The 26,006-nt window shown below is 61.4% G+C and carries 29 protein-coding genes; 18 read left to right on the top strand and 11 right to left on the bottom strand.

What is annotated here, in order from left to right; translation table 11 throughout:
- Positions 1-51: 51 nt before the first annotated feature.
- A complete protein-coding gene (locus K3728_07560; GenBank protein UWQ97066.1) occupies positions 52-630 on the top strand; it encodes a CvpA family protein in 579 nt (192 codons plus the stop codon).
- Positions 631-678: 48 nt separating this feature from the next.
- Here K3728_07560 and K3728_07555 read toward each other — a convergent pair whose 3' ends face one another.
- Positions 679-1,134, bottom strand: a complete 456-nt coding sequence (locus K3728_07555) for a hypothetical protein (protein UWQ97065.1) — start codon at positions 1,132-1,134, stop codon at positions 679-681.
- A 156-nt stretch (positions 1,135-1,290) separates the two neighbouring features.
- Between K3728_07555 and purF the strand changes: the two genes are divergently transcribed.
- Genes purF through K3728_07540 form a run of 3 tightly spaced genes read left to right on the top strand, consistent with a single transcriptional unit; the run spans position 1,291 to position 3,787 of the window.
- Positions 1,291-2,769, top strand: a complete 1,479-nt coding sequence (gene purF, locus K3728_07550) for an amidophosphoribosyltransferase (protein UWQ97064.1) — start codon at positions 1,291-1,293, stop codon at positions 2,767-2,769.
- Entirely contained in the window at positions 2,766-3,374 is a 609-nt protein-coding gene (locus tag K3728_07545; GenBank protein UWQ97063.1) for a DUF2199 domain-containing protein, read from the top strand. The genes purF and K3728_07545 overlap by 4 nt, the downstream gene beginning before the upstream one ends.
- Positions 3,371-3,787 (top strand): DUF1284 domain-containing protein, encoded by a 417-nt coding sequence (locus K3728_07540; protein ID UWQ97062.1) that lies wholly within the window; start codon positions 3,371-3,373, stop codon positions 3,785-3,787. Before K3728_07545 ends, K3728_07540 begins: the two co-directional genes overlap by 4 nt.
- 89 nt (positions 3,788-3,876) lie before the next feature.
- Here the strand turns inward: K3728_07540 and K3728_07535 are convergent, their stop codons facing one another.
- Positions 3,877-4,482, bottom strand: coding sequence for a biotin transporter BioY (locus tag K3728_07535; protein UWQ97061.1), 606 nt, complete (start codon positions 4,480-4,482; stop codon positions 3,877-3,879).
- Positions 4,483-4,590: 108 nt separating this feature from the next.
- On the opposite strand from K3728_07535, the gene K3728_07530 reads away from it, so the two are divergent.
- Positions 4,591-5,271, top strand: a complete 681-nt coding sequence (locus K3728_07530; GenBank protein ID UWQ97060.1) for an SDR family oxidoreductase — start codon at positions 4,591-4,593, stop codon at positions 5,269-5,271.
- A 61-nt stretch (positions 5,272-5,332) separates the two neighbouring features.
- Here K3728_07530 and K3728_07525 read toward each other — a convergent pair whose 3' ends face one another.
- Positions 5,333-5,761, bottom strand: coding sequence for a cell division protein ZapA (locus K3728_07525; protein ID UWQ97059.1), 429 nt, complete (start codon positions 5,759-5,761; stop codon positions 5,333-5,335).
- Positions 5,754-6,782: a hypothetical protein gene (locus tag K3728_07520; protein UWQ97058.1), complete on the bottom strand. Its 1,029-nt coding sequence runs from the start codon at positions 6,780-6,782 to the stop codon at positions 5,754-5,756. Before K3728_07520 ends, K3728_07525 begins: the two co-directional genes overlap by 8 nt.
- A gap of 238 nt (positions 6,783-7,020) precedes the next feature.
- Here K3728_07520 and tkt point away from each other — a divergent pair, with 238 nt between their 5' ends.
- Complete coding sequence (gene tkt, locus K3728_07515; protein UWQ97057.1) at positions 7,021-9,036, top strand: transketolase; 2,016 nt, start codon at positions 7,021-7,023, stop codon at positions 9,034-9,036.
- 311 nt (positions 9,037-9,347) lie between these two features.
- Here tkt and K3728_07510 read toward each other — a convergent pair whose 3' ends face one another.
- On the bottom strand, positions 9,348-10,316 hold the full coding sequence (locus K3728_07510) for a DUF808 domain-containing protein (protein UWQ97056.1): 969 nt from the start codon (positions 10,314-10,316) through the stop codon (positions 9,348-9,350).
- Positions 10,317-10,520: 204 nt separating this feature from the next.
- Here K3728_07510 and gap (K3728_07505) point away from each other — a divergent pair, with 204 nt between their 5' ends.
- The 12 genes from gap (K3728_07505) to K3728_07450 all read left to right on the top strand — a co-directional run bounded on the left by gap (K3728_07505) (position 10,521) and on the right by K3728_07450 (position 20,840).
- The gene (gene gap, locus K3728_07505; protein UWQ97055.1) at positions 10,521-11,525 is read left to right on the top strand and encodes a type I glyceraldehyde-3-phosphate dehydrogenase; all 1,005 of its coding nucleotides are present in this window, start codon (positions 10,521-10,523) and stop codon (positions 11,523-11,525) included.
- A 238-nt stretch (positions 11,526-11,763) separates the two neighbouring features.
- Positions 11,764-12,249, top strand: coding sequence for a cupin domain-containing protein (locus tag K3728_07500; protein UWQ97054.1), 486 nt, complete (start codon positions 11,764-11,766; stop codon positions 12,247-12,249).
- Positions 12,250-12,288: 39 nt separating this feature from the next.
- Complete coding sequence (locus tag K3728_07495) at positions 12,289-12,432, top strand: hypothetical protein (GenBank protein UWQ97053.1); 144 nt, start codon at positions 12,289-12,291, stop codon at positions 12,430-12,432.
- Between the two features lie 129 nt (positions 12,433-12,561).
- Positions 12,562-13,563 (top strand): type I glyceraldehyde-3-phosphate dehydrogenase, encoded by a 1,002-nt coding sequence (gap, locus tag K3728_07490; GenBank protein ID UWQ97052.1) that lies wholly within the window; start codon positions 12,562-12,564, stop codon positions 13,561-13,563.
- Positions 13,564-13,762: 199 nt separating this feature from the next.
- Complete coding sequence (locus K3728_07485) at positions 13,763-14,950, top strand: phosphoglycerate kinase (GenBank protein ID UWQ97051.1); 1,188 nt, start codon at positions 13,763-13,765, stop codon at positions 14,948-14,950.
- 84 nt (positions 14,951-15,034) lie between these two features.
- A complete protein-coding gene (locus K3728_07480; protein ID UWQ97050.1) occupies positions 15,035-15,925 on the top strand; it encodes a fructose bisphosphate aldolase in 891 nt (296 codons plus the stop codon).
- Positions 15,926-16,051: 126 nt separating this feature from the next.
- Positions 16,052-16,345, top strand: coding sequence for a septum formation initiator family protein (locus tag K3728_07475; protein UWQ97049.1), 294 nt, complete (start codon positions 16,052-16,054; stop codon positions 16,343-16,345).
- A gap of 213 nt (positions 16,346-16,558) precedes the next feature.
- Positions 16,559-17,587 carry a pyruvate dehydrogenase (acetyl-transferring) E1 component subunit alpha gene (pdhA, locus tag K3728_07470; GenBank protein UWQ97048.1) on the top strand — a complete coding sequence of 343 codons (1,029 nt, stop codon included), beginning with the start codon at positions 16,559-16,561 and terminating at the stop codon, positions 17,585-17,587.
- Positions 17,588-18,955, top strand: a complete 1,368-nt coding sequence (locus K3728_07465) for a pyruvate dehydrogenase complex E1 component subunit beta (protein UWQ97047.1) — start codon at positions 17,588-17,590, stop codon at positions 18,953-18,955.
- Positions 18,955-19,203 carry a hypothetical protein gene (locus K3728_07460; GenBank protein UWQ97046.1) on the top strand — a complete coding sequence of 83 codons (249 nt, stop codon included), beginning with the start codon at positions 18,955-18,957 and terminating at the stop codon, positions 19,201-19,203. The genes K3728_07465 and K3728_07460 overlap by 1 nt, the downstream gene beginning before the upstream one ends.
- Before the next feature lie 27 nt (positions 19,204-19,230).
- A complete protein-coding gene (locus K3728_07455) occupies positions 19,231-20,547 on the top strand; it encodes a pyruvate dehydrogenase complex dihydrolipoamide acetyltransferase (protein ID UWQ97045.1) in 1,317 nt (438 codons plus the stop codon).
- A complete protein-coding gene (locus K3728_07450; GenBank protein UWQ97044.1) occupies positions 20,544-20,840 on the top strand; it encodes a hypothetical protein in 297 nt (98 codons plus the stop codon). Before K3728_07455 ends, K3728_07450 begins: the two co-directional genes overlap by 4 nt.
- A gap of 1 nt (position 20,841) precedes the next feature.
- On the opposite strand, the gene K3728_07445 is transcribed toward K3728_07450, so the two are convergent.
- The 6 genes from K3728_07445 to K3728_07420 form a co-directional block, all read right to left on the bottom strand.
- Positions 20,842-21,372: a pseudouridine synthase gene (locus K3728_07445; protein ID UWQ97043.1), complete on the bottom strand. Its 531-nt coding sequence runs from the start codon at positions 21,370-21,372 to the stop codon at positions 20,842-20,844.
- Positions 21,372-21,806 (bottom strand): hypothetical protein, encoded by a 435-nt coding sequence (locus tag K3728_07440; GenBank protein UWQ97042.1) that lies wholly within the window; start codon positions 21,804-21,806, stop codon positions 21,372-21,374. The genes K3728_07445 and K3728_07440 overlap by 1 nt, the downstream gene beginning before the upstream one ends.
- A 1-nt stretch (position 21,807) precedes the next feature.
- Positions 21,808-22,170 carry an MmcQ/YjbR family DNA-binding protein gene (locus K3728_07435; GenBank protein UWQ97041.1) on the bottom strand — a complete coding sequence of 121 codons (363 nt, stop codon included), beginning with the start codon at positions 22,168-22,170 and terminating at the stop codon, positions 21,808-21,810.
- 29 nt (positions 22,171-22,199) lie between these two features.
- On the bottom strand, positions 22,200-24,989 hold the full coding sequence (polA, locus tag K3728_07430; GenBank protein UWQ97040.1) for a DNA polymerase I: 2,790 nt from the start codon (positions 24,987-24,989) through the stop codon (positions 22,200-22,202).
- Positions 24,990-25,083: 94 nt separating this feature from the next.
- Positions 25,084-25,761 carry a DUF2459 domain-containing protein gene (locus tag K3728_07425; protein ID UWQ97039.1) on the bottom strand — a complete coding sequence of 226 codons (678 nt, stop codon included), beginning with the start codon at positions 25,759-25,761 and terminating at the stop codon, positions 25,084-25,086.
- Positions 25,758-25,940: a zinc-finger domain-containing protein gene (locus tag K3728_07420; protein ID UWQ97480.1), complete on the bottom strand. Its 183-nt coding sequence runs from the start codon at positions 25,938-25,940 to the stop codon at positions 25,758-25,760. Before K3728_07420 ends, K3728_07425 begins: the two co-directional genes overlap by 4 nt.
- Between the last annotated feature and the right edge of the window lie 66 nt (positions 25,941-26,006).

Genomic DNA, 26,006 nt, shown 5'->3' with positions numbered 1-26,006 from the left:
CTTGCGCAAAAAAGACCCCCAAGGCGGGGGACGAGCGATAAGAGGGCGGACATGGACGGATTTACTATTTTTGACGGGGTCGTCGGTGGCGTGATCGTCATTTCGGCCATTCTGGCCTACGCCCGCGGGTTCATTCGCGAGGTGATGTCAATCGCAGGATGGGTTGCCGCCGCGGTTGTTGCCTTCATCTTCGCGCCCAATGCCCTGCCCCTGATCTCGGAAATTCCTGTGTTGGGCGATTTCATTGGCGAAAGCCGTGAGTTGGGGATTCTGGCCGCCTTTGCCATCGTGTTCGTCGTGGCCCTTGTAGTCGTGTCGATCTTCACGCCGCTGTTTTCGACCGTCGTGCAACGCTCGGCCCTTGGCGGGTTGGATGCGGGCCTTGGGTTCTTGTTTGGCGTGGCGCGTGGCGTGCTGTTGGTCGTTGTGGCCCTCATCGCCTATGATCGCATCGTGGGGGATGAGCCTATTCCCGCCATCTCGGAAAGCCGGTCAGCGGCGGTGTTTGCCAATATGCAATCGAAGATCGAGGCGCAGATCCCCACCGATGTACCGGGCTGGATTTTGGAGCGCTACGAGACTTTGATCGACGGTACCGACGAAGACGCCGCCCCTGCTGCCACTGAATAAGACGCGGGCTGCATAACGGCGGGGTTGCATCCCCGCCGCTTGAATACCCTAGCGCCGCCCGAAGGTGGCGATCATTCCGGCCAGCAGCAAGACAGCGGCACCGCCCGTGTACATCCAAAACCCGGCCCGGATGAAATTGCCCAAAAGGTCATAGACTTGGCCCAAATCCTGGAAATTGACCGAGAACGGCAGCCCGAAGTCTGCCCGCACGTCCTCGGCGCGCAGATAATAGTGAACGCACAACACCAGCGGAGAAGCGCCTGCAAGAAAGGCGAACAATCCCGCCCCCCGCCCCAGCAGCGATAGAAGTGCCGCAAGGCCTGCCAAGGCAAAGCCGCCCAGAAACACCCAAGCCTGCCACGGCCCCTCGGTGATAAGCCCTTGTAAACGGTCACCAATCAGAACCGAGGGAGAGATTTCCTGCCCCGCAAATGGCGGTTCTACCCACGTAACGAGGTAGCTGGCGGCCATGGCGGCCCCCGCGAGAAAGATGAAGAAACGCATGTGCCTGCTCCGCGTGCTTTTGCCTGTCATTGTGCGGCATCCTATCGCAATCGGGCAGTTCGGTCCATTGAAGGGCAGATCAATCATGATCGTTTGGTGACACCGGGGCCGCAGCGTCTTATGTGTCTCCCACGCACAGGACCAAGGATTCGCCCGATGGACGAGACAGCCTTCCCCCAGCATCCCTTCGATGCCCGCGATGATGACAAATTGCGCGAGGAATGTGGCGTGTTTGGCGTCATTGGTGTCGCCGACGCTGCCAACTTCGTGGCGCTCGGCCTACACGCCTTGCAGCATCGCGGCCAAGAAGCGGGCGGCATCGTCACCCATGACCCGGAAGCGGGCTTCAGCTCGGCCCGGCGTTTTGGCTACGTCCGCGATACCTTCACCTCGCAAAAGGTGATGGAGACACTGCCCGGTTCCATCGGGATCGGCCACGTGCGCTATTCCACCGCCGGGTCCAAGGGCGCCACGCAAATCCGCGATGTGCAGCCCTTCTTTGGCGAATTCGCCATGGGCGGCGCGGCGATTGCCCACAACGGCAACATCGTGAACGCCGATGAGCTGCGCAAGGAACTGATCGAGCGTGGCTCGATCTTCCAGTCTTCCTCGGACAGCGAATGCATTATTCATCTGATGGCACGCTCGTTGCAGAAGAACATCCCCGAGCGGATGAAAGACGCCCTGCGCCGCGTTGAAGGCGCGTTTTCCGTTGTGGCAATGACCCGCACCAAGCTGATCGGTTGTCGCGACGCCTTGGGCGTGCGCCCGCTGGTGATCGGCAAATTGGGCGACGGTTTTGTGCTGTCGTCCGAAACCTGCGCCCTCGACATCATCGGCGCGGAACTGATCCGCGAAGTTGAGCCCGGCGAAATGGTGGTCATCACCGAGGCGGGCATCGAATCGTCCAAGCCGTTCAACCAGAAACGTTCGCGGTTCTGTATCTTTGAACACGTCTATTTCTCGCGCCCCGATAGCATTATCGGCGGTCGCTCTGTCTATGAAACACGCCGTCAGATCGGTGTGGAGCTGGCGAAAGAAGCCCCCGTCGAGGCCGATCTCGTCTGCCCCGTGCCCGACAGCGGCACGCCAGCGGCGATTGGCTTCAGCCAGCAATCGGGCATCCCCTACGCGATGGGTATCATCCGCAACCAATACATGGGCCGCACGTTCATCGAGCCGTCTGAACAGATCCGCAACATGGGCGTACGCCTGAAGTTGAACGTGAACCGCGCGTTGATCCGCGGCAAACGGGTGATCCTGGTCGATGACAGCGTGGTGCGCGGCACGACCTCTCGCAAGATTAAGGAGATGATCCTTGATGCCGGTGCGGCCGAGGTACATTTCCGCATCGCCTCTCCGCCCACCGCATGGCCATGCTTCTACGGCGTCGATACGCCCCAGCGCGAAAAGCTGCTGGCCGCGACGATGTCGGAAGAAGAAATGCGCCAACATCTGGCCGTCGATAGCCTCAAGTTCATCTCGCTCGATGGGTTGTACCGCGCCGTGGGCGAGGCCGAAGGCCGCGATCCCGCCAAGCCCGCTTATTGCGACGCCTGCTTCTCGGGCGAATACCCCGTGGCCCCCACCGATCAGATCGCGAAAGGGTTTGAACTGGTGGAGGCGGCAGAATGATCCGTCTGTTCCGCCGGACAAAAGCCCCCAAAATGATCCCTGAGGCCGAATTGGCCCGGCGGCTGGTGGACCCCGATTACACCTGCGCGTGCTGCGGCAAGGTGCTTGGCGCAGCCAAGTGTTTGCGCCCCGAGGCCCCCTTTAGCTGGAAAAACCCACCCGAGCCTGCGGAAGACGATAGTTTTGAGGCTGGCGGGGTAGAGATTTTCACCCACAATTACGCCCGCCGCGACGGTGACAACTTGCTTCGTGCCTATCTTCCGGTTCCGGTGAAGGGTACCGAAGGCTCGGTTTTTCTGGGGGTCTGGTGCAGCCTAAAGGCTGGGAACCACGCCCGTTTCCGGGCCGCGCAGGCCCGTGGCGATGCCGATAAACTGGGCGATCTGCATTCTTGGCTATATACGCAATTACCTCGCCTGACCGGGCCGCTACTGACCGAAGGCGTCTTGGTCCCTTATTCCGAGGGGCGCAAACCGCTCTATTGGATCACCAATGAACGCCACCCCTTCTACGCCGCGCAGCAAGACGGGTTGAGCGCCTCGGAAATTCTCGAGGTCTATGAAAGCTTTGGCCACGACGACGTGGTAAGCTGCCTCAAGGCATGAGCGTGCCGCCGATCCGCCTGCGGCCCCATCACATCCTGTGTTCGCTTGGGTTTGAAGGCCACGGCTATTCCGACACCTTCACCGCGAATATGGAAGCCATCGTTGTGGGCCGGCTCCGCGCGGCGGCGGGCGATGCCACAATGGTCGAGATTACCGCCACCGCCGATGCCATCTGCGCCCCCTGCCCCCGCAAACGCGGCGAGGGATGCGAGGTGCAGTCCGAGATCGACGCCCTCGACAAGGCCCACGGCGCGGCTCTGGGGGTGTCTCCGGGTGATCGTCTGACGTGGGGCGAGGCGCAGGACCGTGTCCGCGCTCGCATCCTGCCCGATGATCTGGACACGATTTGTGCGGGCTGTCGCTGGCTGGACCTTGGCCTGTGCAAATCCGCCGTAGCGCGGTTGCAGGAATAGGCGACCGGCCAACCCAATCCCGTTTCGCAAATGAAAACGCCGCCCTCCCAGAAGGAGAGCGGCGCCAAATCTGTAAGCAAGTAGAAGGCTTAGCCCGCTTTACGCGCAGACAATGCCGCCCAACCGCCGGTGACGACCAAAGCCGCCAGAACCGCTTTTACCGCGTCGCCGATCAAGAAGGCCGATACGAAATGGGTCCAGTAGAAGCCCAAGCCTTGGCCCGCCCATCCGGCTTCCATGCCGAAGGTGCCTGCAACGGCCATCGGCCATGCCAGACCGGGAACGTAAAGCAGTGCAGAGATCACCAGCGCGGACGCTGCCGTGCCGAAGAAGCCTGTGGCGAGGCCGCGTTCAGCCGCCCAACCTGCGGCCCATGCCATCGCAACGAAACCGATCAAGAAACCAGCGGTCGGGCCTGCGAAGGCCAAGCCGTTCATGCCATTGGCGAATACGGGAAGACCCATCGCGCCTTCGGCCAGATAGGCCAGCAGCGTCGCCGCGCCAAGGCGCGAACCGAAAGTGAAGCCCACGGTCAAGATCGCCAGCGTTTGCAGCGTCATTGGAACCGGAATCATCGGCACCGAGATCTGCGCGGCCAGCGCGATGAAGATCGTGCCGCCGACGACCAGCAGCGCCTTGCGCAGAAGGCCCTCTTGTCCCAGCGTCGCGGAAAGAAGTGTTGCGTTGTGGCCCATCAGATCAGGCTCCCTTTTCTGTATCCCGTAAGAGTGAGGGTGCTTTGCCCCCTTGCCGTTAGGGTATACCCCTTGCGCTTGGGCGTGCAAGCGGGCAACACGCGCGCCATGACAGGAAATGACGCTCAAAAACCGCTCGCTGGCAAAATCGCTCTGGTCACGGGGGCTTCTCGGGGTCTTGGGGCCGCTTCGGCCCTATGGTTGGCCGAGCAAGGTGCCCATGTTGTTGCCGTTGCTCGCACCATTGGCGGGCTGGAAGACTTGGATGATCGGATCAAGGCCGTCGGCGGGCAAGCCACCCTTGCGCCGATGGATATCACCGATGAGGGGGCGATAGCCAACCTCTGCCGCTCCATCCACGACCGATGGGGCAAGGCCGATATCTGGGTCCACGCCGCCGTTCATGCCAGCGTGCTGACCCCGGCGCCCCACGTGCAGGTCAAAGACCTTGATAAGGTGATCGCCACCAACATTCGCGGCCTGTCGCGTCTGATCGCCAATATCGAGCCGCTGATCCTGCCTTCTGATGCCCCCAACGCCGTGTTCTTCGACGACACATGGGACGCGAAGTTTGCGGGCGCCTATGCCATGTCGAAGGCCGCGCAACGCGCCTTGGTGCAAAGCTGGCAGGCCGAGACAGCGAAAGCCCCTTTGTCGGTTCATCTGGTGACGCCCAAACCGATGCCCACGGCGATCCGGGCACGGTTCTACCCCGGCGAGGACCGCGCACCATTGGCCGATCCTGCGCAAGAGGCCGCACGCCTTCTGGCCCCGCTTTTCACTGCCTGAACGGAAAACGCCCGCCCCATTTCCGGGCCGGGCGTGAGTGTGCCAATACTGACTGCAAGGTTTACCCTTCGCCTGCGGTTTCCATCGCTTCTGCCATCGCTTCGGCCCGTGCGGCCAAATCGGCAAAGCCTGCGCTGATCTCTTCGGGGATCGCCACCGCCGCGCCGCTGCTGGCGCCCGCTTCTTGCAGTTCCGAGATCTTCCGCCCCCGGTCCGCCAAGCGTTCCTCGGCCGAGCGCAGCGCCCGGTCCTGGGTCGCGATCTTGTCCTGCATCTCTCGCAGGTCATCTTCCATGGCCGCCGTTTTATCGGCCAGCATCAAACCCGCCATCAGCAGCATCCGTTCAGGCGGCATCCGCCCGATCTGCCCCAGAACGACGGCGGCTTCCGTATCCAGCATTTTCGCGGCAGAGCGCAGGTAGTCTTCTTCGCCATCCTGACAGGCGACGCTGAACACCCGCGTCCCGATTTCAATTTCCACCTCAGGCATCTTGGCCTCCTTCGGCGCGGTCTAGCCCGGCCTGCATTTCTTGAACGATCCGGTCCAATTCCGCCGCATCGGTATCACGCAACTGGCGCAGGGTCTCGACCTCGGCCAGCAACCCCTGATCGAGGGTTGCGCTATCCACATCGGCCCCGCTTTGCAGCAAAGACACCTGAGCCGCCAAATCCTCGGCCCGTGTGCGCATCAGGCGCAATTGCCGCCGCAGTTCCAGAATGCGGTCGTCCACACTGGCCCCGGTAGCCTCTTGTAGCTCTTCCAGCGCGTCGGTGGCCGCGTCACATGCGGTGCGGGCCGCGTCGCGTTCTTCTCGGGCGCGTTCCGCCCGACGCCCCAATACGGCAAGGGCTTTCTCCATATCCTCAGGCTCGGCTCCGGCCTCACCGGTCGCCTCTGGCTGCACCGCTTGTGCTGCCTCTAAGGCCGCCTGCATTTCGGCCAGCGCCGCGACTTTTTCGGCCAACTCGGCGCTGCGTGCCTCCAATTCTGCGCTACGGGCGTCCAGTTCGGACTGCGCCGCCCCACGAGAGGCCTCTGCCGCTGCCAGTTTCTCTTCCATCGCCGCCAGCGTCGCCGCATCGGTGCCTGGCGTTTGGGCTGCGTGAGCGATGGCTGTTTCAGCCTCAGCCCGAGCCGCCTCGGCCTCGGCACGGGCCGAGGTGACATCGTTTTGGGCATCGGCCAGCGCGTCTTGGGTTTCGGCCAGACGTTCTTCCAACGCGCTTACGCGGTCGGTGGCCTCTGTGGCGCGGGCCTCTGCATCTTGGCGAGCGGCCTCAGACTCTGCGGCTTGGGACGCGGCCTCAGCCGCGGCTGCAACCGCTGCCTCTGCGGCGCCATCGTCGGTTGGCCCGTTCCTGCTTGCAGCAACCCCTGCCGCGATACGGTCCAAGGCCTGCGACAGGCGCAGTTCCAGCGTTTTTAGGTGTTCAATATCGGCGGTGTCGCTCATGACAGCCGGTGCCCCCTCGTCATCCCGCATAGGCGCGGTGTTTAGATTTCTATGCATCCGGTTCCGGCAGGCTTTGCGCCCGTTCCGTCGCAGATGTCGTGTATACTGCCTCTAACGTACCCCTATTTGGGGGTCAAACCGCATCACTTTGCAAGGTTTTCTGCACCTCAAAGGGCGTTTTAGGCCGGAAATGGCCCTTCAAAGACCCCGAAAGCCTCTTGTGCGGCTTGCACTTCATCGGGCCTTTGATATCACGCCTGCAACCAAAGCCATTGCTGCCACAAAGGATCCATCCATGGACATCAAAGCCCTTGCAAGCGCCAACCCCGAACATTGGGCCCGCGCTGCCTGCATCCGCACCCTGACGCTGGACGCCGTGGCTGCCGCCAATTCCGGCCACTCCGGCATGCCCATGGGCATGGCCGACGTGGCCACGGTGCTGTTTGACAAGCACCTCAGCTTTGATGCCGCCAACCCCGATTGGCCCAACCGCGACCGCTTCATTCTGTCGGCGGGCCACGGCTCTATGCTGATCTACTCGCTGCTGCACCTGACAGGCTACAAAGACATGACGCTGGAGCAGATCAAGAACTTCCGCCAGTTGGGCGCGATCACCGCAGGCCACCCCGAATACGGCCATGTGAAGGGCGTTGAAACCACAACTGGCCCCCTTGGCCAAGGTATCGCCAACGCTGTGGGTTTCGCCATGGCGGAAGAGCATCTGCGCGCCACCTGGGGCAAGAAGATCATCGACCATTACACCTATTGCATCGCTGGCGACGGCTGCTTGATGGAGGGCATCAGCCAGGAGGCGCTGGCGCTCGCCGGTCGCCAAGAGCTGTCCCGCCTGATCGTGTTGTGGGATGACAACGGCATCACCATCGACGGCAACGTGTCGATGTCTGACTGCACCGACCAGAAGGCACGCTTTGCGGCGTCGGGGTGGGACGTGTTCAGTTGCGATGGCCACGACCCCGCCGATATCGACCGCGCGCTGACCGAGGCCAAAGCCTCTCCCCGCCCCGCGATGATCGCGTGCAAAACCCACATCGCCATCGGCTCCAGCGCGCAAGACACCGCCAAAGGCCACGGCGCGCTGACTGATCCACAATTGGTTGCCGACACCAAGGCCGCCTACGGCTGGACCCATGCGCCCTTCGAGATCCCCGCCGACCTGAAACAATGGTGGGAGGCCGTAGGCCGCCGCGGCGAGGAGCAAAGCGCAGCGTGGGAGGAGCGGTTCAATGCCCTTTCCGCAGGAAAGCAGGCCGAGTTCACCCGTGCCTTCGCGGGCGAAATGCCCAAGAAGCTGTCGGCCACGATCAAAGCCTTCAAAAAGCAGCTCTCCGATGAGCAGCCCAAGGTCGCGACCCGCAAAGCCAGCCAAATGGCGCTTGAGGTTATCAACACCATCGTCCCCGAAACCCTTGGCGGTTCTGCCGATCTGACCGGATCGAACCTGACCAACACGGGCGGGCTTGGCATCTTCTCTCCCGAAGATCGCAAGGGCCGTCACGTCCACTACGGTATTCGTGAACACGCCATGGCAGCGGCGATGAACGGCATGGCGCTACATGGCGGCATCAAGCCCTACGGCGGCACGTTCTTTACCTTCACCGACTACGCCCGCCCCTCCATGCGCCTGTCCGCGCTGATGGGCATCGCGCCGGTCTATGTGATGACCCACGACAGCATCGGTGTCGGCGAAGATGGCCCGACGCACCAGCCCGTGGAACACCTTGCCATGTTGCGCGCCACGCCCAATATGAACGTCTTCCGCCCCGCCGACGCCGTGGAAACCGCCGAGGCTTGGGAACTGGCGCTGAGCACCAGCAAGACCCCGTCTACGCTGGCCCTGTCTCGCCAGGGTCTGCCGACGGTGCGGACCGAGCACAAGACCAAGAACCTCACCGCTCAGGGTGCCTACGTTCTGGCCGACGCCGAGGGCAAACGCCAAGCGATCCTCATGGCCACCGGCTCGGAAGTTGCCATCGCCATGGAGGCCCGTGACCTGCTGCAAGCCGAAGGCATCGGCACGCGCGTTGTGTCCATGCCCTGCTGGGAACTGTTCGAGCAGCAGGAAGAAAGCTACCGCAAGCGTGTTCTGCCTGGCGGCCCTGTCCGTGTAGCCGTTGAAGCCGCCGTTGACTTCGGTTGGGACCGCTGGCTGTTCGGAGAGCGTGGCAAACGCGACAAGGGCGGTTTCGTGGGCATGCCCGGCTTCGGCGCCTCCGCCCCTGCCGGGGACTTGTACGCCCACTTCGGCATCACTGCTGAAGGCGTCGCCGCCAAGGTGAAAGAGCTGCTGTAAGCTCTGTCTCAGGGCTTACCGGTCCAGCGACACACATCGCCCGCCTGCGCCTCCTGCGTTGGCGGGCTTTTTCTGAGATGCTTTGCAACGGCATCCAACGGTGCAACAGCGGTCCCCCCCGGCGGGGTCCAGACCACCGAGGGTTCCTCTTAAACGGGTCAGAAGCGATGCTGCGTCCTGACCACGGGGCATTGGTTAACAGGTGATGATGAAGATATGGTTAACGCCGCGCGAGAAAACCACGCGGCGTATCAGTCTTGGCGCTTTCTTGGCGCTTCGCCACACTGACAGAGACACCAACGCGGATCATCTTAGTGGCTCGCCTCGCCGGCCAAACCGACCGCCCGCATGATGGGACCAATCACGAAGGTCACAATGGGGATCAGGATCATCCCCAGGATCACGCCCAGGACGCCATCAATCGCCGCTGTCACGGTCCAGATAATCGCGCCGTTCTCGCCACCGACCGAATGAGCAATGCCCTCAATCCAATGCTCCGGCCCGTGCCAGCCCATCTCGGCCAAGGCGTGCACGATGATCGACCCGCCGACCCACAACATCGCCGCCGTGCCCACAAAGGTCAGCGCCTTCAGGAAACCGGGCATGCCGCGCACGATCAGCTCTCCGATCTTCTGGGTCGCGCCAAGACGCCCGTTGGACGCCATGTGCAGCCCCACATCATCGGCCTTCACGATCAGCGCTACAGCACCGTAGACCAGCACCGTGATCCCCACGGCCACAACCGCCAACGCCCCCGCCTGGAACCAGATGTTATCGGTCTCTAGTGCCGCCAAAGCGATGGTCATAATCTCGGCCGACAGGATGAAGTCGGTCTTGATCGCGCCCTTTACCTTCTGCTCTTCCAGATGCGCCGTATCCTCGCCCGATGCTTTCACGGCGGCAGCCTCGTCTACATCGTCGTGGCGGGAGGACAGCCAGTGGTAGATCTTCTCCGCCCCCTCAAAACACAAGTAAGCGCCGCCCAACATCAACAGCGGCGGGATCATCCACGGTGCGAAAGCCGATAGCAACAAAGCCACCGGCAGCAGGATCACCAGTTTGTTGAAGATCGAGGCACGCGCGATTTTCCACACGATCGGCAGCTCTCGCTTGGCCTCGAACCCGTGGACATACTTGGGCGTCACGGCGGCATCATCAATCACCGCGCCCGCCGCCTTTGCGCCGGCCTTGGCGGCCTGCCCGATCACATCATCCACCGAGGCCGCAGCCACCTTCGCAATCGCTGCCACGTCATCCAGAAGGGCCAGTAGTCCGCTCATGGTATATCCTTAAAATTCGCACTCGCTTTGTAACATACGTCACTGGCGCCCCACGTCCACCGCAGAACGCCCGACAATTGTTAGCGCAACCACCCGATGTTTGCGCCACCGTTTCCGCTAACATACGGAAATCGCGTCTCTTTCGGGTTCACAGACGGGGTTTTGCCCCCTAACCAGAACCCAAGCGATGATAGGAGCTGCACCATGACCATCACCCTCGGCATCAACGGTTTCGGCCGCATCGGACGCGCCACGCTGGCCTATATCGCCGAAAGCGCGCGCAACGACGTGCAGGTGGTCAAAATCAACGCAACGGGCCCGGTGGAAACCTCGGCCCACCTGCTGCGGTTCGACAGTGTCCATGGTCGCTTCCCCGGAGAGGTCCGGGTCGATGGCGACACGATGGATCTGGGGCGTGGCCCGATGCAGATGTTCTCCACCTACGATCCGGCCGAGCTGGATTGGGACGGCTGCGACGTGGTGCTGGAATGCACGGGCAAGTTCAACGATGGCCTGAAATCCAGCGTGCATCTAAAGCGTGGCGCAAAGAAAGTGCTGATCTCGGCACCCGCGAAAAACGTAGACCGCACCGTGGTTTACGGCGTTAACCACCGCGACATGCTGGCGGATGAGCGGATGATCTCCAACGGGTCGTGCACCACCAACTGCCTCGCGCCGCTGGTCAAAGTGCTCAATGAAGCCATCGGGATTGAGCGCGGGATCATGACCACGATCCACTCCTACACCGGCGATCAACCGACGCTGGACCGCCGCCACAATGACCTTTACCGCGCCCGCGCCGCCGCCATGGCGATGATCCCCACTTCCACCGGGGCCGCGAAAGCCTTGGCCGAGGTTCTGCCCGAGATGGAAGGCAAACTGGACGGCACCGCCCTGCGCGTGCCCACCCCCAATGTCTCTGCCGTAGACCTGACGTTTGAGGCCGCTCGCGATGTCACGGTTAACGACGTTAACGAAGTGATGGCCGAGGCCGCCAATGGCCACATGGGCGCGGTTCTGTCCTATGATCCCGCCCCCAAGGTCTCCATCGATTTCAACCACACGACGCCGTCTTCGATCTTTGCCCCGGACCAAACCAAGGTCGTCGGCGGACGGACCGTGCGCGTGTTGGCATGGTACGACAACGAATGGGGCTTCTCTGCCCGCATGGCCGACGTAGCCGGCGCCATGGGTCGACTGATGCATTAGATGCTGGCGCTACCGCCCTTCGGGCTACTTGAGCAGTTTCTTTCTATGCGCTACCGCCCTTCGGGCTACTTGAGCGCGGATTCCTTCTATGCGCTACCGCGCGTCGCGCTACTTGAGCGCGGGCCCGGGCCGCGTCCCAAAATGTCAGCTCAACTGACATAACCTTTTCCATTCTCTCTTTACCCAAACCAAGCCCTCCCCCACTCTGGCCCGTAACCAGACCGCAGGAGGGCACCCCATGACCGATACCTATATACTCAAAGCCGCCGACATCGCCGCGATGGAAGGGCTAGCCAAGGTCCACTTCCTGAACCCCGACGCCAAGCGCGTGAACAAATCCTTGGGCGATGCAACCGGCCTCACCGGTCTCGGCATCCATTTGATCGAGGTCGCCCCCGGCGACGAGACCACCGAATACCACGTCCATCATTTTGAGGATGAGGCGGTCTATATCCTGTCGGGCACCGGCACTGCGACGATCGGAGAGGAGGACCACCCCATCGCCCCGGGCGACTTCATCGGCTACCGCAAGATGGGCCTCGCCCACACCATCGTGAACTCTGGGACCGAGACGCTGCGCATCCTCGTGATCGGGCAACGCCTTGCCCACGACGTGGGCGATTATCCCCGCAAGGCGCAACGGATTTACCGAAACGAGGGCCTGCCTTGGGACCTTGTCCCCCATGACGCATTGGCGCACCCCCAGGCGGGGGCCAAGAAATAGCCTTCCGCCCGCGCCCGCCCCGTGGCAGGGTCCAAGCCCATGACCAATACGCTCGCCATCTGGATCATCATCGTTATCGCCGCCTTTCTGGCGGTGGATGCCGTTATGTTTGACTGGAGCCTGTCGCTCTTTCTGGGCCGCAAGTTCGCGGACCTGCTTTGGTGGATGGCCTTCTGGCGGTAGGACACTCCGCCCCTTCCCAAAGGGCAACGCACGCGCTAAGACGCGGATGTTATCGCTAACAAAGCTCTCGTATCGCGCGATGAGCCCCCCGTCGCCGCCCGCGCGGCACATACCATTAGGAGTCTTCCCATGGCCGTCAAAGTCGCCATCAACGGATTTGGTCGCATCGGACGTAACGTGCTGCGCGCCATCATTGAATCGGGTCGTACCGATATTGAAGTCGTGGCCATCAACGATCTGGGTCCGGTCGAGACCAACGCCCACCTGCTGCGCTACGACTCAGTCCACGGACGCTTCCCCGCCACAGTCACCACGACAGATACGACCATCGACGTGGGCCGCGGCCCGATGGAGGTGACCGCAATCCGCAACCCCGCCGACCTGCCTTGGGCACACGTGGATGTGGTTCTGGAATGTACCGGCATCTTCACCTCGAAAGAGGCTTGCCAAGCACATCTTGAGAACGGCTCGTCTCGGGTCCTGATATCTGCGCCCGGCAAAAACGCCGACAAGACGATCGTATTCGGCGTGAACGACGACCAGCTGACCGCGGACGATATCGTTGTGTCGAATGCCTCTTGCACGACAAACTGCCTGTCCCCGGTCGCCCATGTGCTGCATTCGGAAATCGGCATCGTCAAAGGCTTCATGACAACGATCCATTCCTACACCGGCGACCAGCCGACACTGGACACGATGCATTCCGACCTCTATCGCGCCCGCGCCGCGGCCTTGTCGATGATCCCGACCTCCACCGGTGCCGCCAAGGCTGTGGGCCTCGTTTTGCCGGAACTGGCGGGTAAACTTGACGGCGTGGCAATCCGCGTACCGACTCCAAATGTCTCCGTTGTTGATCTGACGTTTGAGGCCGCGCGCGAAACGACAGTTGAAGAAATCAACGCCGCCATCGCCAAAGCCGCCAATGGCCCGCTGAAAGGCATCTTGGGCGTCACAGACGAGAAACTGGTGTCGATGGATTTCAACCACGACCCCCATTCCTCGATCTTTGCGACGGATCAGACCAAAGTCATGGAAGGCACCATGTGCCGCATCCTGACGTGGTACGACAATGAATGGGGCTTTTCGAACCGCATGAGCGACACCGCCGTCGCGATGGGCAAGTTTCTCTGACCCCGCACAAATGTCCGACGCCACCGATTGCGGCGGCGTCGGATTCGATATTTGGAAAAAGATGAAGAGGGGCGAGAGTCTCACGCGCGCCGCCCCCCTTCATCTTTTCAAAAATATCGCCGCCGGAGGCATCTAAACTCTTTCGGTGCGCCCTCGCCTCATGCGAGACATAAATCGACTGGCACCGCAGGAGGATACCATGCGCTTTAACACCCTCGACGACATGGACCTGTCAGGCAAACTTGTGCTGACCCGCGTGGACATCAACGTGCCCGTGGAGGATGGGAAGGTGACGGACGCCACCCGCATCACGCGCATCGTGCCGACGATCAAAGATATCCTCGCCAAAGGCGGGCGCCCGGTGATGTTGGCGCACTTCGGTCGCCCCAAGGGCGAATACGTGCCCGAGATGAGCCTTCGGGTGACGGTCCCCGCGCTGGAAGAGGCCCTTGGACAGCCAGTGCACTTTGTCGAACGCCCCGATCGCGAGAGCCTCGACGCCCTGCCTGAGGGCACCGTGACCTTGATCGAAAACACACGGTTTGCGGCCATGGAAGAGGCCAACGACCCGAAGATGGCGGGCTTTCTGGCCTCTTTGGGCGATGTTTATTGCAATGACGCCTTCTCGGCGGCGCATCGGGCCCATGCCTCGACCGAGGGGGTGGCGCGATTGCTGCCCGCTTGTGCCGGGCGCTTGATGGCGGAAGAGCTGAATGCGCTGGACCGCGCGCTTGGCTCTCCTGCCCACCCGGTCACGGCGGTTGTAGGCGGAGCCAAGGTCTCGTCCAAATTGGATCTGCTCAGCAACCTGATCGAAAAGGTGGATCATCTGGTGATCGGCGGCGGCATGGCTAACACCTTCCTTGCGGCGCAGGGCCTGACCGTTGGCACATCGCTGTGTGAGCACGATCTGGCCGACACGGCGCGGGAGATCATGGACAAGGCCGCCGAGACAGGCTGCGTCATTCACCTTCCCATCGACATTGTCGTGGCCCGTGAATTCAAGGCCCACGCCCCTTCCGAGACACTCCCCGCCGATGCCTGCCCCGATGACGCGATGATCCTTGATGCGGGCCCGGCAACGGTTGATGCGTTCGACGCACTGTTGCAGGAAACCGAAACCTTGATCTGGAACGGCCCCCTTGGTGCCTTCGAGATGGAACCCTTTGACGCCGCCACCGTACGTGCCGCCAAACTTGCCGCCATCGCCACCACCGCCAAGGACCTGATCTCGGTCGCTGGGGGCGGCGACACGGTCGCGGCCCTGAACAAGGCGGGCGTGGCGGATGATTTCTCCTACATCTCCACCGCCGGCGGTGCGTTTTTGGAATGGATGGAGGGCAAGACCCTGCCCGGTGTTGCCGCATTGGAAGCCGCAAAAACCTAACCTTTGCCAATGGTAGCGCAACCATGATGGACGCCCCCGTTTCTGCCCCTTAGACCCCGGTTAACGGAACCGAAGGAGCATCCCATGGGCAACGTCGAGCAGATCGCACAAATGCAAAAGGGCGCGGGCTTTATCGCCGCGTTGGACCAATCTGGCGGCTCGACGCCCAAAGCGTTGAAGCAATACGGCGTCGATGAAACCGCCTATGGCTCGGACGCCGAGATGTTCGACTTGATCCATGCCATGCGTGCCCGCATCGCCACCGCCCCCGCCTTCACCGGCAAGAAGGTTATCGGCGCGATCTTGTTCGAGATGACGATGGACCGCGAGATCGACGGCACCCCCGCCGCCGAATACCTGTGGTCGCAACGCCAGGTGGTGCCCTTCCTGAAGATCGACAAGGGGTTGGAGGCCGCAGGCGACGGCGTGCAGATGCTCAAGCCTATGCCTGATCTGGACGCGACGCTGGAACGCGCTGCCGCAAAGGGCATCTTCGGCACCAAGGCGCGGTCGGTTATTGCCGAGCCGAACGCTCAAGGCATCGCCGCCAATGTGGCGCAGCAATTCAAGGTTGGTGCGCAGGTGTTGAACCACGGCATGGTGCCTATTCTGGAGCCTGAAGTCTCAATCACCGCGCCCGCTAAAGCCGAGGTTGAAGCCGTGTTGCGTGATGCGATCTTGGCCGAATTGGACGGGATGTCTGGCGACCAACAGATCATGTTGAAGCTGACCCTCCCTGAAGAGGCCGATTTCTACGCCCCGCTGATTGCCCACCCCAAAGTGATGCGCGTCGTGGCCCTTTCGGGCGGCTACACACGGGACGAAGCAAATGGCAGATTGTCCGCCAACCACGGCATGATCGCCAGCTTCAGCCGCGCCCTGACCGAGGGACTTTCGGCACAACAGGACCAAGCCGCCTTCAACGCCAAGCTGGACGACGCGATAGGCGCGATCCACGCGGCCTCGATCACCTAGGCCACGGCACTTTTTGCCCCACAACATGTGGGGGATTCACAAAGCCTTAAAATTATGCGAATCTGTCTAGGACGGGCCCGGTAGAGGCCCGCACTAAATGGCTTGTGCAAGCCAAGAGGCAGAACCATGTTGCGGACCCTTTCCCTGACCCGAGCCATCGTACCGGGCATCCTGTTCCTTGTGGGATTTTACTTCACCTTCACCGCGGTGCAGGGGAACAACGGCCTGTTTCAACGTATTCAGGTCGAGGCAGAGCGGGACCGTTTGACCGAAGAACTCGCCGCCTTGCAAATGCAGACCCAAAGGATGGAAATCCTGACCCGACGCCTCTCGGACGATTATCTGGACATTGACCTTCTGGATGAACGCGCCCGCAGCGTTTTGGGGTACGTGCGCCCGGACGAAGTGATCCTACCCTAGGCCGGTTTCGCCGCAGCGCGGGCCGACATTTTTCACCTGCACCGATTATTTCACCCGAAATCCGCCTCTAATTTCCTGTAATCAAAGGCATTCCCTGCGCACATGGCAGGTCTGTGCCCCTGCGTCAGCATTACCGGAAGACTCCCGGCGAAACCTCTGATAAGAATTGGTTCAACGTTAAACTATTCCCGGCTCGAAGAGGAGTGGCGCGCGATGGCTGCACGCAAGACGACCGAAAAGACAGGCTCTAAGGCCAATGTCTCCGCCGAGGATCTCAAAAAATACTACCGTGAGATGCTCTTGATCCGCCGCTTTGAAGAAAAAGCGGGCCAACTGTACGGCATGGGCCTGATTGGTGGCTTCTGTCACCTCTATATCGGTCAGGAAGCGGTTGTTGTCGGGTTGGAAGCCGCAGCCGAGGAAGGCGACAAGCGCGTCACCTCTTACCGCGATCACGGCCACATGCTGGCGTGTGGTATGGATGCCAAGGGCGTCATGGCCGAGCTGACAGGCCGCGAGGGGGGCTATTCCAAGGGCAAAGGCGGCTCCATGCATATGTTCTCCAAGGAGAAGCATTTCTACGGTGGCCACGGCATTGTGGCGGCTCAGGTGCCAATTGGCGCGGGCCTTGCCTTCGCCGATAAATATCTGGGTAATGACCGCGTAACCTTCACCTATTTTGGCGACGGTGCGGCCAACCAGGGCCAGGTCTACGAGGCCTACAACATGGCTGAGCTGTGGGAACTGCCCTGCATTTTTGTCATTGAAAACAACCAATACGCCATGGGCACCTCTACCCAACGCTCCACCAAGTCGCCTTCCTACTGGGAACGTGGCGTCGCCTACGGCATCCCCGGCGAAGAAGTGGACGGCATGGACGTTCTGGCCGTGAAGGCCGCTGGCGAAAAGGCCGTGGCCCACTGCCGTGCGGGCAAAGGCCCCTACATTTTGGAAATCAAAACCTACCGCTATCGCGGCCACTCCATGTCTGATCCGGCCAAATACCGGACCCGTGAAGAAGTGCAGGAAATGCGCGAAAAGCGCGACGCGATCGAACATGTGCGCCAGATGCTGCTGACCGGGGGCCATGCCTCAGAAGAGGATCTGAAAGCCATCGACAAAGAGATCAAGGAAATCGTCAACGAATCCGCCGAGTTCGCGAAAACCTCGCCCGAGCCCGCGCTGGAGGAGCTTTGGACCGACATTTACGCCGAAGAGGCACCGCAAGGGGAGGCTATGTAAATGGCTGTAGAAATTCTGATGCCCGCCCTCTCCCCCACGATGGAAGAAGGGACTTTGGCCAAATGGATGGTCAAGGAAGGCGACACAGTACAATCCGGCGATATCTTGGCCGAGATTGAAACCGACAAAGCCACGATGGAATTCGAGGCGGTCGATGAAGGCGTGATTGGCAAGATCCTGATCGAAGAAGGCACCGAAGGCGTGAAAGTGAACACCGCCATCGCCATCATCGGTGAGGAAGGCGAAGACATGTCTTCTGCTTCTGCCGCGCCAGCGCCAAGCGCCGAGGAAGCCGCGCCAGCGGCTGAGCAGGCGGCCCCCGTTGCAGCAGCCGCCCCCGCCGCGCCGAAGACAGACACCTCGCCCGACTGGCCTGAGGGCACGGCGATGAAAACGCAAACGGTGCGCGAAGCGCTCCGCGATGCGATGTCGGAAGAAATGCGCGCCGACGAAACCGTTTTCGTGATGGGTGAGGAAGTCGCCGAGTATAACGGTGCCTACAAGATCACCCAAGGCATGTTGGACGAATTTGGCGCCAAGCGCGTCATCGACACGCCAATCACCGAGCATGGTTTCGCCGGTATCGGTGTCGGTGCCTCTTTCGGCGGTCTCAAGCCGATTGTGGAGTTCATGACCTTCAACTTCGCCATGCAGGCGATTGACCATATCATCAACTCCGCCGCCAAGACGCTCTATATGTCCGGTGGCCAAATGGGCGCACCCATGGTGTTCCGCGGCGCCAACGGTGCCGCCGCCCGTGTGGGCGCGCAGCATTCGCACGATTACGCCGCATGGTACGCTCAGGTGCCCGGCCTCAAGGTTGTGATGCCCTACTCGGCCGCCGACGCCAAAGGCCTGCTGAAAACCGCCATTCGCGACCCCAACCCGGTGATTTTCCTCGAAAACGAGATCCTCTATGGCCGCTCGTTCGAGGTGCCGGACTTGGATGATTTCACCATCCCCTTCGGCAAAGCCAAGATTTGGCGCGAAGGTACGGACCTGACCATCGTGTCCTTCGGCATCGGCATGACCTACGCGCTGGAAGCGGCCGAGAAACTGGCCGAAGAAGGCATCTCTGCCGAAGTCATCGACCTGCGCACCCTGCGTCCGCTGGACTATGACACCTTGCTCGCCTCGGTGATGAAGACCAACCGCTGCGTCACCGTAGAGGAAGGCTTCCCCGTCGCCTCTATCGGCAACCACCTCAGCGCCTATTTGATGGAAAACGCCTTCGATTACCTCGATGCGCCTGTCATCAACTGCACCGGCAAAGACGTGCCCATGCCCTATGCGGCCAATCTGGAACGCCACGCGCTCATCACCACCGATGAAGTCGTGGCCGCGTGTAAACAGGTGACCTACCGCTGATGCAAATCCTTGGTAAAAATGCTTCTGCTGATGCCTACCGTGTCTCCGTCGATCTGGGCGGGGATGCGGTGGTTGCTCTGATCCCGGACGCCTTGCTGTCTCAGCAATATGGCACCGGCAACGCTGTCAGCCACGATCAGGCTTACGAATGGATCGCCACGCAGCAGCACGACCTGACAGACGCCGTCAAAGCCCTCAAGAAAGGCGCCGCCCCGCGTGCGCCCTTCACTCACATCACGCTCGAATAAGCGACACCCCCTCCAAGGGAGAAACCCATGCCTATTGAACTTCTCATGCCCGCCCTCTCCCCCACGATGGAGGAAGGCACCCTTGCCAAATGGCTCGTCAAAGAAGGTGACACCGTCCAATCTGGCGACCTTCTGGCCGAGATTGAGACCGACAAAGCCACGATGGAATTTGAAGCCGTCGATGAAGGCATTATCGGCAAGATCCTTGTCGCCGAAGGCACCGAGGGCGTGAAGGTCAACACCGCCATCGCCCTGATCGGCGAAGAGGGCGAAGATTTCTCTGCCGCGCCAACCGCGCCCGCCGCAGATTCCGGCGCCGTGGAAGCCTCGTCCGACGCCGAGCAGGCGGACGCCAAGCCTGCCGCGACAGCGGCCACCCCTGCCCCCGCAGCCCCTTCCTCGGCCAGCGGCGAGCGCATCTTCGCGTCCCCCCTCGCGCGGCGCATTGCTGCGGATAAGGGCATTGACCTTGCCTCGATCACCGGCTCTGGTCCCCATGGCCGCATCGTGAAGGCGGATGTGGAAGGCGCATCTGCCGCCCCCAAAGCCGCTTCTGCCCCGGCCGAAGCCCCCAAAGCCGCCGCCTCCGCTGCGGGTGGGTCCATGCCCACGGGGCCAAGCGCAGAGCAAGTCCTCAAGATGTACGAAGGCCGCGAGTTCGAAGAGGTCAAACTCAACGGCATGCGCAAGACCGTCGCCGCCCGCCTCACCGAGGCCAAGCAGACGATCCCGCACTTCTACCTGCGCCGCGATATCCAACTGGATGCGCTGCTCAAGTTCCGCTCTCAGCTCAACAAACAGCTGGAAGGCCGCGGCGTGAAACTGTCGGTCAACGACTTTGTCATCAAGGCCTGCGCCCTTGCCCTGCAACAGGTGCCCGACGCCAACGCCGTTTGGGCCGGCGACCGGATGATCAAGCTGAAGCCTTCCGACGTCGCGGTTGCGGTTGCTGTGGATGGCGGTCTGTTCACCCCGGTGTTGCAGGACAGCGATACGAAATCGCTTTCGGCGCTGTCTGCCGAGATGAAGGACCTTGCAGGCCGAGCCCGCGATGGCAAATTGCAGCCCCATGAATATGTGGGCGGATCTTTCGCGATCTCGAACCTCGGGATGATGGGGATCGAGAATTTTGACGCCGTCATCAATCCGCCCCATGGCGCGATCCTGGCGGTCGGTGCAGGCGTCAAGAAGCCCGTCGTCGGCGCGGATGGAGAGCTGACCGTTGCCACCGTCATGTCCACCACGCTTTCTGTCGATCACCGTGTGATTGATGGCGCCTTGGGGGCCGAGCTTCTGGCCGCGATCAAGGACAACCTTGAAAACCCAATGGTTATGCTGGCGTGAGATTACTCAAAGCCCTGGGCCTTATGGCCCTCGGCAGCCTTCTCACCATGGTGGTTTTGATTGCCACCCGGGCCGACCCTGTCGGCCCTTTCGTGTTCCCGGCTTATATGGGTGGTGGCGACCTAGGATTTGTCGCGCCCTATTGGCCTCCGGTCAGTGAATTGGACCGCTTCGCCATCGACTATTCCGCCGCTATGCGGTGCGAAATGATCAACATGTCCCTTCTATCGGTCGAGGTGACGCCGCCCCGCGGCCTCCTGCCCGGCTGGATCGAGATCACCTGTAGCGCCTAGACTACAGCTCTCGCCATTCTCCGGGCGCTAACTCTCTGATATCATGGGGCCCGATAGAGAACCGCACCAGCCGGATCACAGGGAAACCAACGCTCGCGCACATGCGGCGCACTTGGCGGTTTTTACCCTCCGTCAGGGTTAACCGCACCCATGTATCGGTAATGCTCTTGCGGATGCGCACCGGGGGGTCACGGTCCCAAATCCAATCGGGCGTGTCCACGGCCTCGGCCTCGCATGGCGCGGTCTTGCCGTCTTTCAGAACGACGCCCGTGCGCAGTTTGGCCAAGGCAGCGTCATCGGGCACCCCTTCCACCAGCGCAAAATAAACCTTGGGTGACTTGTACTTAGGTGAAGATATCCGCGCCTGTAGCCCGCCATCGTCCGTCAGCAGAAGCAGCCCTTCGCTATCGCGGTCCAACCGCCCGGCGGCATAAACACCCTTGGGCAATCCAAGCGCGTCCAGCGCGGGCCAGCCCCCTTCCGAGGTGAATTGCGACAGCATGTTCATCGGCTTGTTCACCGCGATAAGCATCAGCGCAGGCCCTCTGGCGTCCGTCTACGAACCTGCATTTCTTTGCCCATTTGCATTTCCTTGCGAAACCCGAACGCGCCGACCCAGAACACGCCGCCAAAAATCGCCCCCACGATCGGGCTTGCGACGGCCATCACCAAACCCACGAGGAATTCCCCATCCGCTAGCGTGCTAAGAAACGTCAAACCAAAGAAGACCCCCGCGCAAATGCCCATTGCGTGTCGATAGGTCACAAGCGTTTGTTTCTTAGCGAAAATTCCCCAAATGACGAAGACAACAGTCTGGAGCGGGATCAGCGCAAAAAGCCCAAAGAACGCCACAAGCCATATTGCCCCGGGCGCTTCACCGCCGTCAATCAGGGTCGGGATAGCGACGAGCAAAACGCCAAAGACATAGGCCACCAGCGTGCCGCGTAACACATAGAGCCACTGCATCTTAGACCTCCCCCGCGTCGTATTTCGCCAACCACCGCTTGGGCGCGTTATCTCGCCAACTGCGCTGCAACCGTGCCTCGGCCCAAGCGCGGTCAATCCGTCCTGCGGCGACCAAAATGAGCCCCGTTTTGGCATAGTGATCGTGCATCACGAATGTCTCGGGCTCAGCCGCCATCAACATCTCTCGCTCCTCGGCCGTGCCCTTGAAAATCGCTGCATCAACGTATGGTGACCACCAACACCACATCTTGCCGTGGGCTTTCAAGTTAGGGTTTCCCCAACTGACCGCGTCCTCCACCTTGGGTAGGTTGAGCGATATCGCGAAGGCGCGCAGCTCGGGCCAATTATGGATCGGGTCGGTCATTCTTGCGCCTTGCGTTTCGGTGGCCGCGCTTAATGCGCCTCGGCCCAGTTCGCGCCTTGGCCTGCGTCCACCGTGATGGGCACCGACAGATGCACGGCGGGATCAGCCGCACCTTCCATCACCTCTTTCGCCGTCGAAATCAGGGCATCCGTGGCGTCTTCGTCCACTTCAAACACCAATTCATCGTGGACTTGCAGCAGCATCGTGGCGGGAATGTCTTGGATTGCGTCCTCCATCCGCACCATGGCGCGCCGAATAATATCGGCGGCGGTGCCTTGGATCGGCGCGTTGATCGCGGCCCGGCCCGCGAAACCTGCACCGGGGCCCTTGGCGTTGATCTCGGGCGTGTGAATTTTGCGGCCGAACAGGGTCTCTACATAGAGGTGGTCCTTGGCGAATTTCTTCGTGTCGTCCATGTAGGTGCGGATGCCGGGGAAGCGTTCAAAATAGCGGTCGATGAAGCCCTGAGCCTCGGCCCGTGGGATGCGCAGATTACGCGCCAACCCGAAGCCCGAAATGCCGTAAATCACCCCAAAGTTAATCGCCTTGGCCTGCCGGCGCACGTCCGGCGTCATGTCTTCGAGGGGCACGTTGAACATCTCGGACGCCGTTGCCGCGTGAATATCCTGTCCTTCCTTGAAGGCTTGTTTCAGCGCGTCGATGCCCGCGATATGGGCCAGAATGCGCAGCTCAATCTGGGAATAATCAAGCGCCACCAAAACCTTACCGGGTTCTGCTACGAAAGCCTCGCGGATGCGGCGGCCTTCCTCGGACCGGATCGGAATATTCTGCAAATTCGGATCGGTGGAGGCCAAACGCCCCGTGTTCGCGCCCGCAATCGAATAGCTGGTGTGGACGCGGCCCGTATCGGGGTTGATGTGATCTTGCAGCGCGTCGGTATAGGTGGATTTCAGCTTCGACAGCTGCCGCCAATCCAACACCCGGCCCGGCAGGTCATGTTCCGTAGCCAGATCTTCTAGAATATCTGCGCCGGTGGAATACTTCCCGGTTTTACCCTTTTTACCGCCTTGCAACCCCATCTTATCAAACAGGATTTCACCCAATTGCGCGGGGGAGCCTACATTGAAGCTCTCGCCCGCAAGCTCATGGATTTCCGCCTCAAGACCCGCCATCTTCTGGGCGAAAGCATTGGACATGCGGCTGAGAACTTCACGGTCCACTTTGATGCCGGATCGCTCCATTCGAGCCAGAACGGGCACCAGCGGACGCTCTAACTTCTCGTACACTTTTGTGACGCCGGCCGTGTGCAGTTTCGGCTTGAACAGCTTGTGAAACCGCAACGTGATATCGGCGTCTTCTGCCGCATAGGGGGCGGCATCGGCGATGGGAACACGGTCAAAGGTGATTTGAGATTTTCCGCTTCCGATCAGGGACTTAATCGGTAAAGGCGTGTGTCCAAGGTAGCGTTCCGACAGGCTGTCCATACCGTGGTTATGCAAGCCGCCATGAAGCGCGTAAGACAGCAACATCGTGTCGTCGATGGGCGCGACGGTCACGCCGTAATTGGCCAGCACCTTCACGTCGTATTTGGCGTTCTGCGCGACTTTCAGGACGCTTTCGTCCTCTAGCATCGGCTTCAACACGGCCAGCGCGTCCTCAAAGGGGATTTGCCCTTCGGCCAGAGCGGTATCGGCAAACAGGTCGTCGCCGCCGCCCCGGTGCAACAATGGGATGTAGCAAGCTTTTCCCGGCTCGATGCAGAGCGAAACGCCGACCAATTCCGCCACCATTTCGTTAAGCGAGGTCGTTTCCGTATCAAACGCCACGGTGCCCCGGGCCGAGGCCCGGTCTACCCAGTCCTGCAAGGTCTTAACGTCATTAACCACCTCGTACCCCGCATGGTCGATGGGGGGCATTTCGGGGGCATCTTGGGCGGCGGGGGCCGCAGGCTCTGCAATGGCGGGCGCCTCCATGCCTGCCCGATCCGCAATGCGTTTGGTTAACGTGCGGAACTCCATCTCGGCAAGGAAACCCAGTAGCACTTCGGGATCTGGCTCACGCACTTCCAGCTCATCCAACGACTCGGGGATTTGCACCTGATCATCCAGCAGAACCAACTGCCGAGACAGGCGAATTTGCGCCTCGTTGTCGATCAGGGTTTGGCGGCGTTTGGGTTGCTTGATTTCCGCCGCCCGCTCCAATAGCGCATCCAAGTCCCCGTATTCATTGATCAAAAGGGCCGCCGTCTTGATCCCGATCCCCGGCGCGCCGGGCACGTTGTCCACGCTATCCCCGGCCAAGGCCTGCACATCCACCACACGCTCGGGCCCAACACCGAACTTGGCCTCCACCCCCTCTCGGTCGATGCGGGTGTTCTTCATGGCGTCGAACATCTCCACGCCGCCGCCGACCAATTGCATCATGTCCTTGTCCGAGGAAATGATCGTGCAACGCCCCCCGGCCTCGCGCGCTTGGCGGGCGTAGGTGGCGATAATGTCGTCGGCCTCAAACCCCTCCATCTCGATGCAGGCGAGGTTAAACGCCCGCGTCGCGTCCCGGGTCAGCGGCATCTGCGGGCGCAAATCCTCGGGCATCGCCTCGCGGTTGGCTTTGTACTGGTCGTAAAGGTCGTTGCGGAAGGTGTGGCTACCTTTGTCAAAGATAACAGCAGCATGGGTGGGGGCGTCGGGGCCTGTGTTGGCCTCGATCATGCGGTGCAGCATGTTGCAGAACCCGGCGACGGCCCCGATCGGCAGACCATCAGATTTTCGCGTCAGCGGTGGCAGCGCGTGGTAGGCGCGAAAGATGAAGGCCGAGCCATCCACCAGATGTAGATGATGCCCTTTTCCGAATGCCATGTGCGCCCCTCCTAATGGTTGGCTTCGTTCTACCGTGCCAATTGGGCGGGCGCGACTGGGATTTTTACCAATCTCAGGGAATCCCTTAACGGCGTTAACTTAATCCCGCCCGCCACAGGGACAGGCGCACGGCATAGGGGGTCGGCGTCCATGCACCCATGGGCACCCCGGCCCCGCGCAACACGCGCCCGACCCATGTGTTGCAAGTCCGCAGGATGTGAAACCGCCCCCGCGCCTCCACGAAACCAGATGTGGGGCGGTGGCCCGGTGCCTCCACCCCGATCGCGTCCGGCGTGGCCGTCGCGGTGATCTCGGCCAAAAGCGCCGTGTATTGATCGGCGGAAAGCGACAGGCGGGGCAATTGGTCGAAGGCGATGTTTGGCTGCACCACGTCTACCCGCAGGACCGAGGCATCGCCGGTGATCGCCCGCAGCGTCGCCCTCGCGCTCAGGTCTGCCCATTGCGGTGTCGTGGTGTAGAAGTCCCGCGCGCCCCAGCCGACGATGAAATAGCCCACGCCCGCGTCATCCACCCAAACCCCGCCAGCGCGCGCAAATTGCAGCGCCTCTCGGGTCTGCGCCGTGGCGGGTAGCAGAAAATCGACGTGGATCGGCCCGAACAACAGTGCAATTTCAACATCATCGCCTGCTGGAATATCGGCAGAGCGGCCGGGGATCAGCCCGCCCACCACCGCCCCAAAAAGATAGAGCGCGACAACGAAAAAGGCCGCCCCAAAAAGGCGGCCCAAACCCTTGCCGAAGCGGCGGATCACTCTGCGGCGTCCGCGAAATCCTTGTGGATGAACTTCTTGTCGCAATAACCGCACTCCACGAAGCCGCTGTCGGGGTCGATCATCAACCACACGCGCGGATGGCCCAAGGCGCCCTCTCCACCATCGCAGGCAACGCGGGTCGCGGTCACAATCTCGATCTCGGGGGCGTCAATGCTCATCATGGGGCTCCATTCACTGTGGCTGCTTTTGGATATGGCAGAGGTCTTGCGACCGGGCAAGGGTGG

This window comes from Rhodobacteraceae bacterium M385 (genome assembly GCA_025141835.1).
GTDB lineage: Bacteria > Pseudomonadota > Alphaproteobacteria > Rhodobacterales > Rhodobacteraceae > Gymnodinialimonas.
The sequence above is the reverse complement of the archived record's forward strand: the minus strand, read 5'-3'. Positions and strand labels throughout refer to the sequence as shown.

Bases quoted from the DNA above. Each gene is read 5' to 3' on its own strand.
- K3728_07560 (UWQ97066.1), top strand. From the start codon at position 52: ATGGACGGATTTACTATTTTTGACGGGGTCGTCGGTGGCGTGATCGTC.
- K3728_07555 (UWQ97065.1), bottom strand. From the start codon at position 1,134: ATGCGTTTCTTCATCTTTCTCGCGGGGGCCGCCATGGCCGCCAGCTAC.
- purF (UWQ97064.1), top strand. From the start codon at position 1,291: ATGGACGAGACAGCCTTCCCCCAGCATCCCTTCGATGCCCGCGATGAT.
- K3728_07545 (UWQ97063.1), top strand. From the start codon at position 2,766: ATGATCCGTCTGTTCCGCCGGACAAAAGCCCCCAAAATGATCCCTGAG.
- K3728_07540 (UWQ97062.1), top strand. From the start codon at position 3,371: ATGAGCGTGCCGCCGATCCGCCTGCGGCCCCATCACATCCTGTGTTCG.
- K3728_07535 (UWQ97061.1), bottom strand. From the start codon at position 4,482: ATGGGCCACAACGCAACACTTCTTTCCGCGACGCTGGGACAAGAGGGC.
- K3728_07530 (UWQ97060.1), top strand. From the start codon at position 4,591: ATGACAGGAAATGACGCTCAAAAACCGCTCGCTGGCAAAATCGCTCTG.
- K3728_07525 (UWQ97059.1), bottom strand. From the start codon at position 5,761: ATGCCTGAGGTGGAAATTGAAATCGGGACGCGGGTGTTCAGCGTCGCC.
- K3728_07520 (UWQ97058.1), bottom strand. From the start codon at position 6,782: ATGCATAGAAATCTAAACACCGCGCCTATGCGGGATGACGAGGGGGCA.
- tkt (UWQ97057.1), top strand. From the start codon at position 7,021: ATGGACATCAAAGCCCTTGCAAGCGCCAACCCCGAACATTGGGCCCGC.
- K3728_07510 (UWQ97056.1), bottom strand. From the start codon at position 10,316: ATGAGCGGACTACTGGCCCTTCTGGATGACGTGGCAGCGATTGCGAAG.
- gap (UWQ97055.1), top strand. From the start codon at position 10,521: ATGACCATCACCCTCGGCATCAACGGTTTCGGCCGCATCGGACGCGCC.
- K3728_07500 (UWQ97054.1), top strand. From the start codon at position 11,764: ATGACCGATACCTATATACTCAAAGCCGCCGACATCGCCGCGATGGAA.
- K3728_07495 (UWQ97053.1), top strand. From the start codon at position 12,289: ATGACCAATACGCTCGCCATCTGGATCATCATCGTTATCGCCGCCTTT.
- gap (UWQ97052.1), top strand. From the start codon at position 12,562: ATGGCCGTCAAAGTCGCCATCAACGGATTTGGTCGCATCGGACGTAAC.
- K3728_07485 (UWQ97051.1), top strand. From the start codon at position 13,763: ATGCGCTTTAACACCCTCGACGACATGGACCTGTCAGGCAAACTTGTG.
- K3728_07480 (UWQ97050.1), top strand. From the start codon at position 15,035: ATGGGCAACGTCGAGCAGATCGCACAAATGCAAAAGGGCGCGGGCTTT.
- K3728_07475 (UWQ97049.1), top strand. From the start codon at position 16,052: ATGTTGCGGACCCTTTCCCTGACCCGAGCCATCGTACCGGGCATCCTG.
- pdhA (UWQ97048.1), top strand. From the start codon at position 16,559: ATGGCTGCACGCAAGACGACCGAAAAGACAGGCTCTAAGGCCAATGTC.
- K3728_07465 (UWQ97047.1), top strand. From the start codon at position 17,588: ATGGCTGTAGAAATTCTGATGCCCGCCCTCTCCCCCACGATGGAAGAA.
- K3728_07460 (UWQ97046.1), top strand. From the start codon at position 18,955: ATGCAAATCCTTGGTAAAAATGCTTCTGCTGATGCCTACCGTGTCTCC.
- K3728_07455 (UWQ97045.1), top strand. From the start codon at position 19,231: ATGCCTATTGAACTTCTCATGCCCGCCCTCTCCCCCACGATGGAGGAA.
- K3728_07445 (UWQ97043.1), bottom strand. From the start codon at position 21,372: ATGCTTATCGCGGTGAACAAGCCGATGAACATGCTGTCGCAATTCACC.
- K3728_07440 (UWQ97042.1), bottom strand. From the start codon at position 21,806: ATGCAGTGGCTCTATGTGTTACGCGGCACGCTGGTGGCCTATGTCTTT.
- K3728_07435 (UWQ97041.1), bottom strand. From the start codon at position 22,170: ATGACCGACCCGATCCATAATTGGCCCGAGCTGCGCGCCTTCGCGATA.
- polA (UWQ97040.1), bottom strand. From the start codon at position 24,989: ATGGCATTCGGAAAAGGGCATCATCTACATCTGGTGGATGGCTCGGCC.
- K3728_07420 (UWQ97480.1), bottom strand. From the start codon at position 25,940: ATGAGCATTGACGCCCCCGAGATCGAGATTGTGACCGCGACCCGCGTT.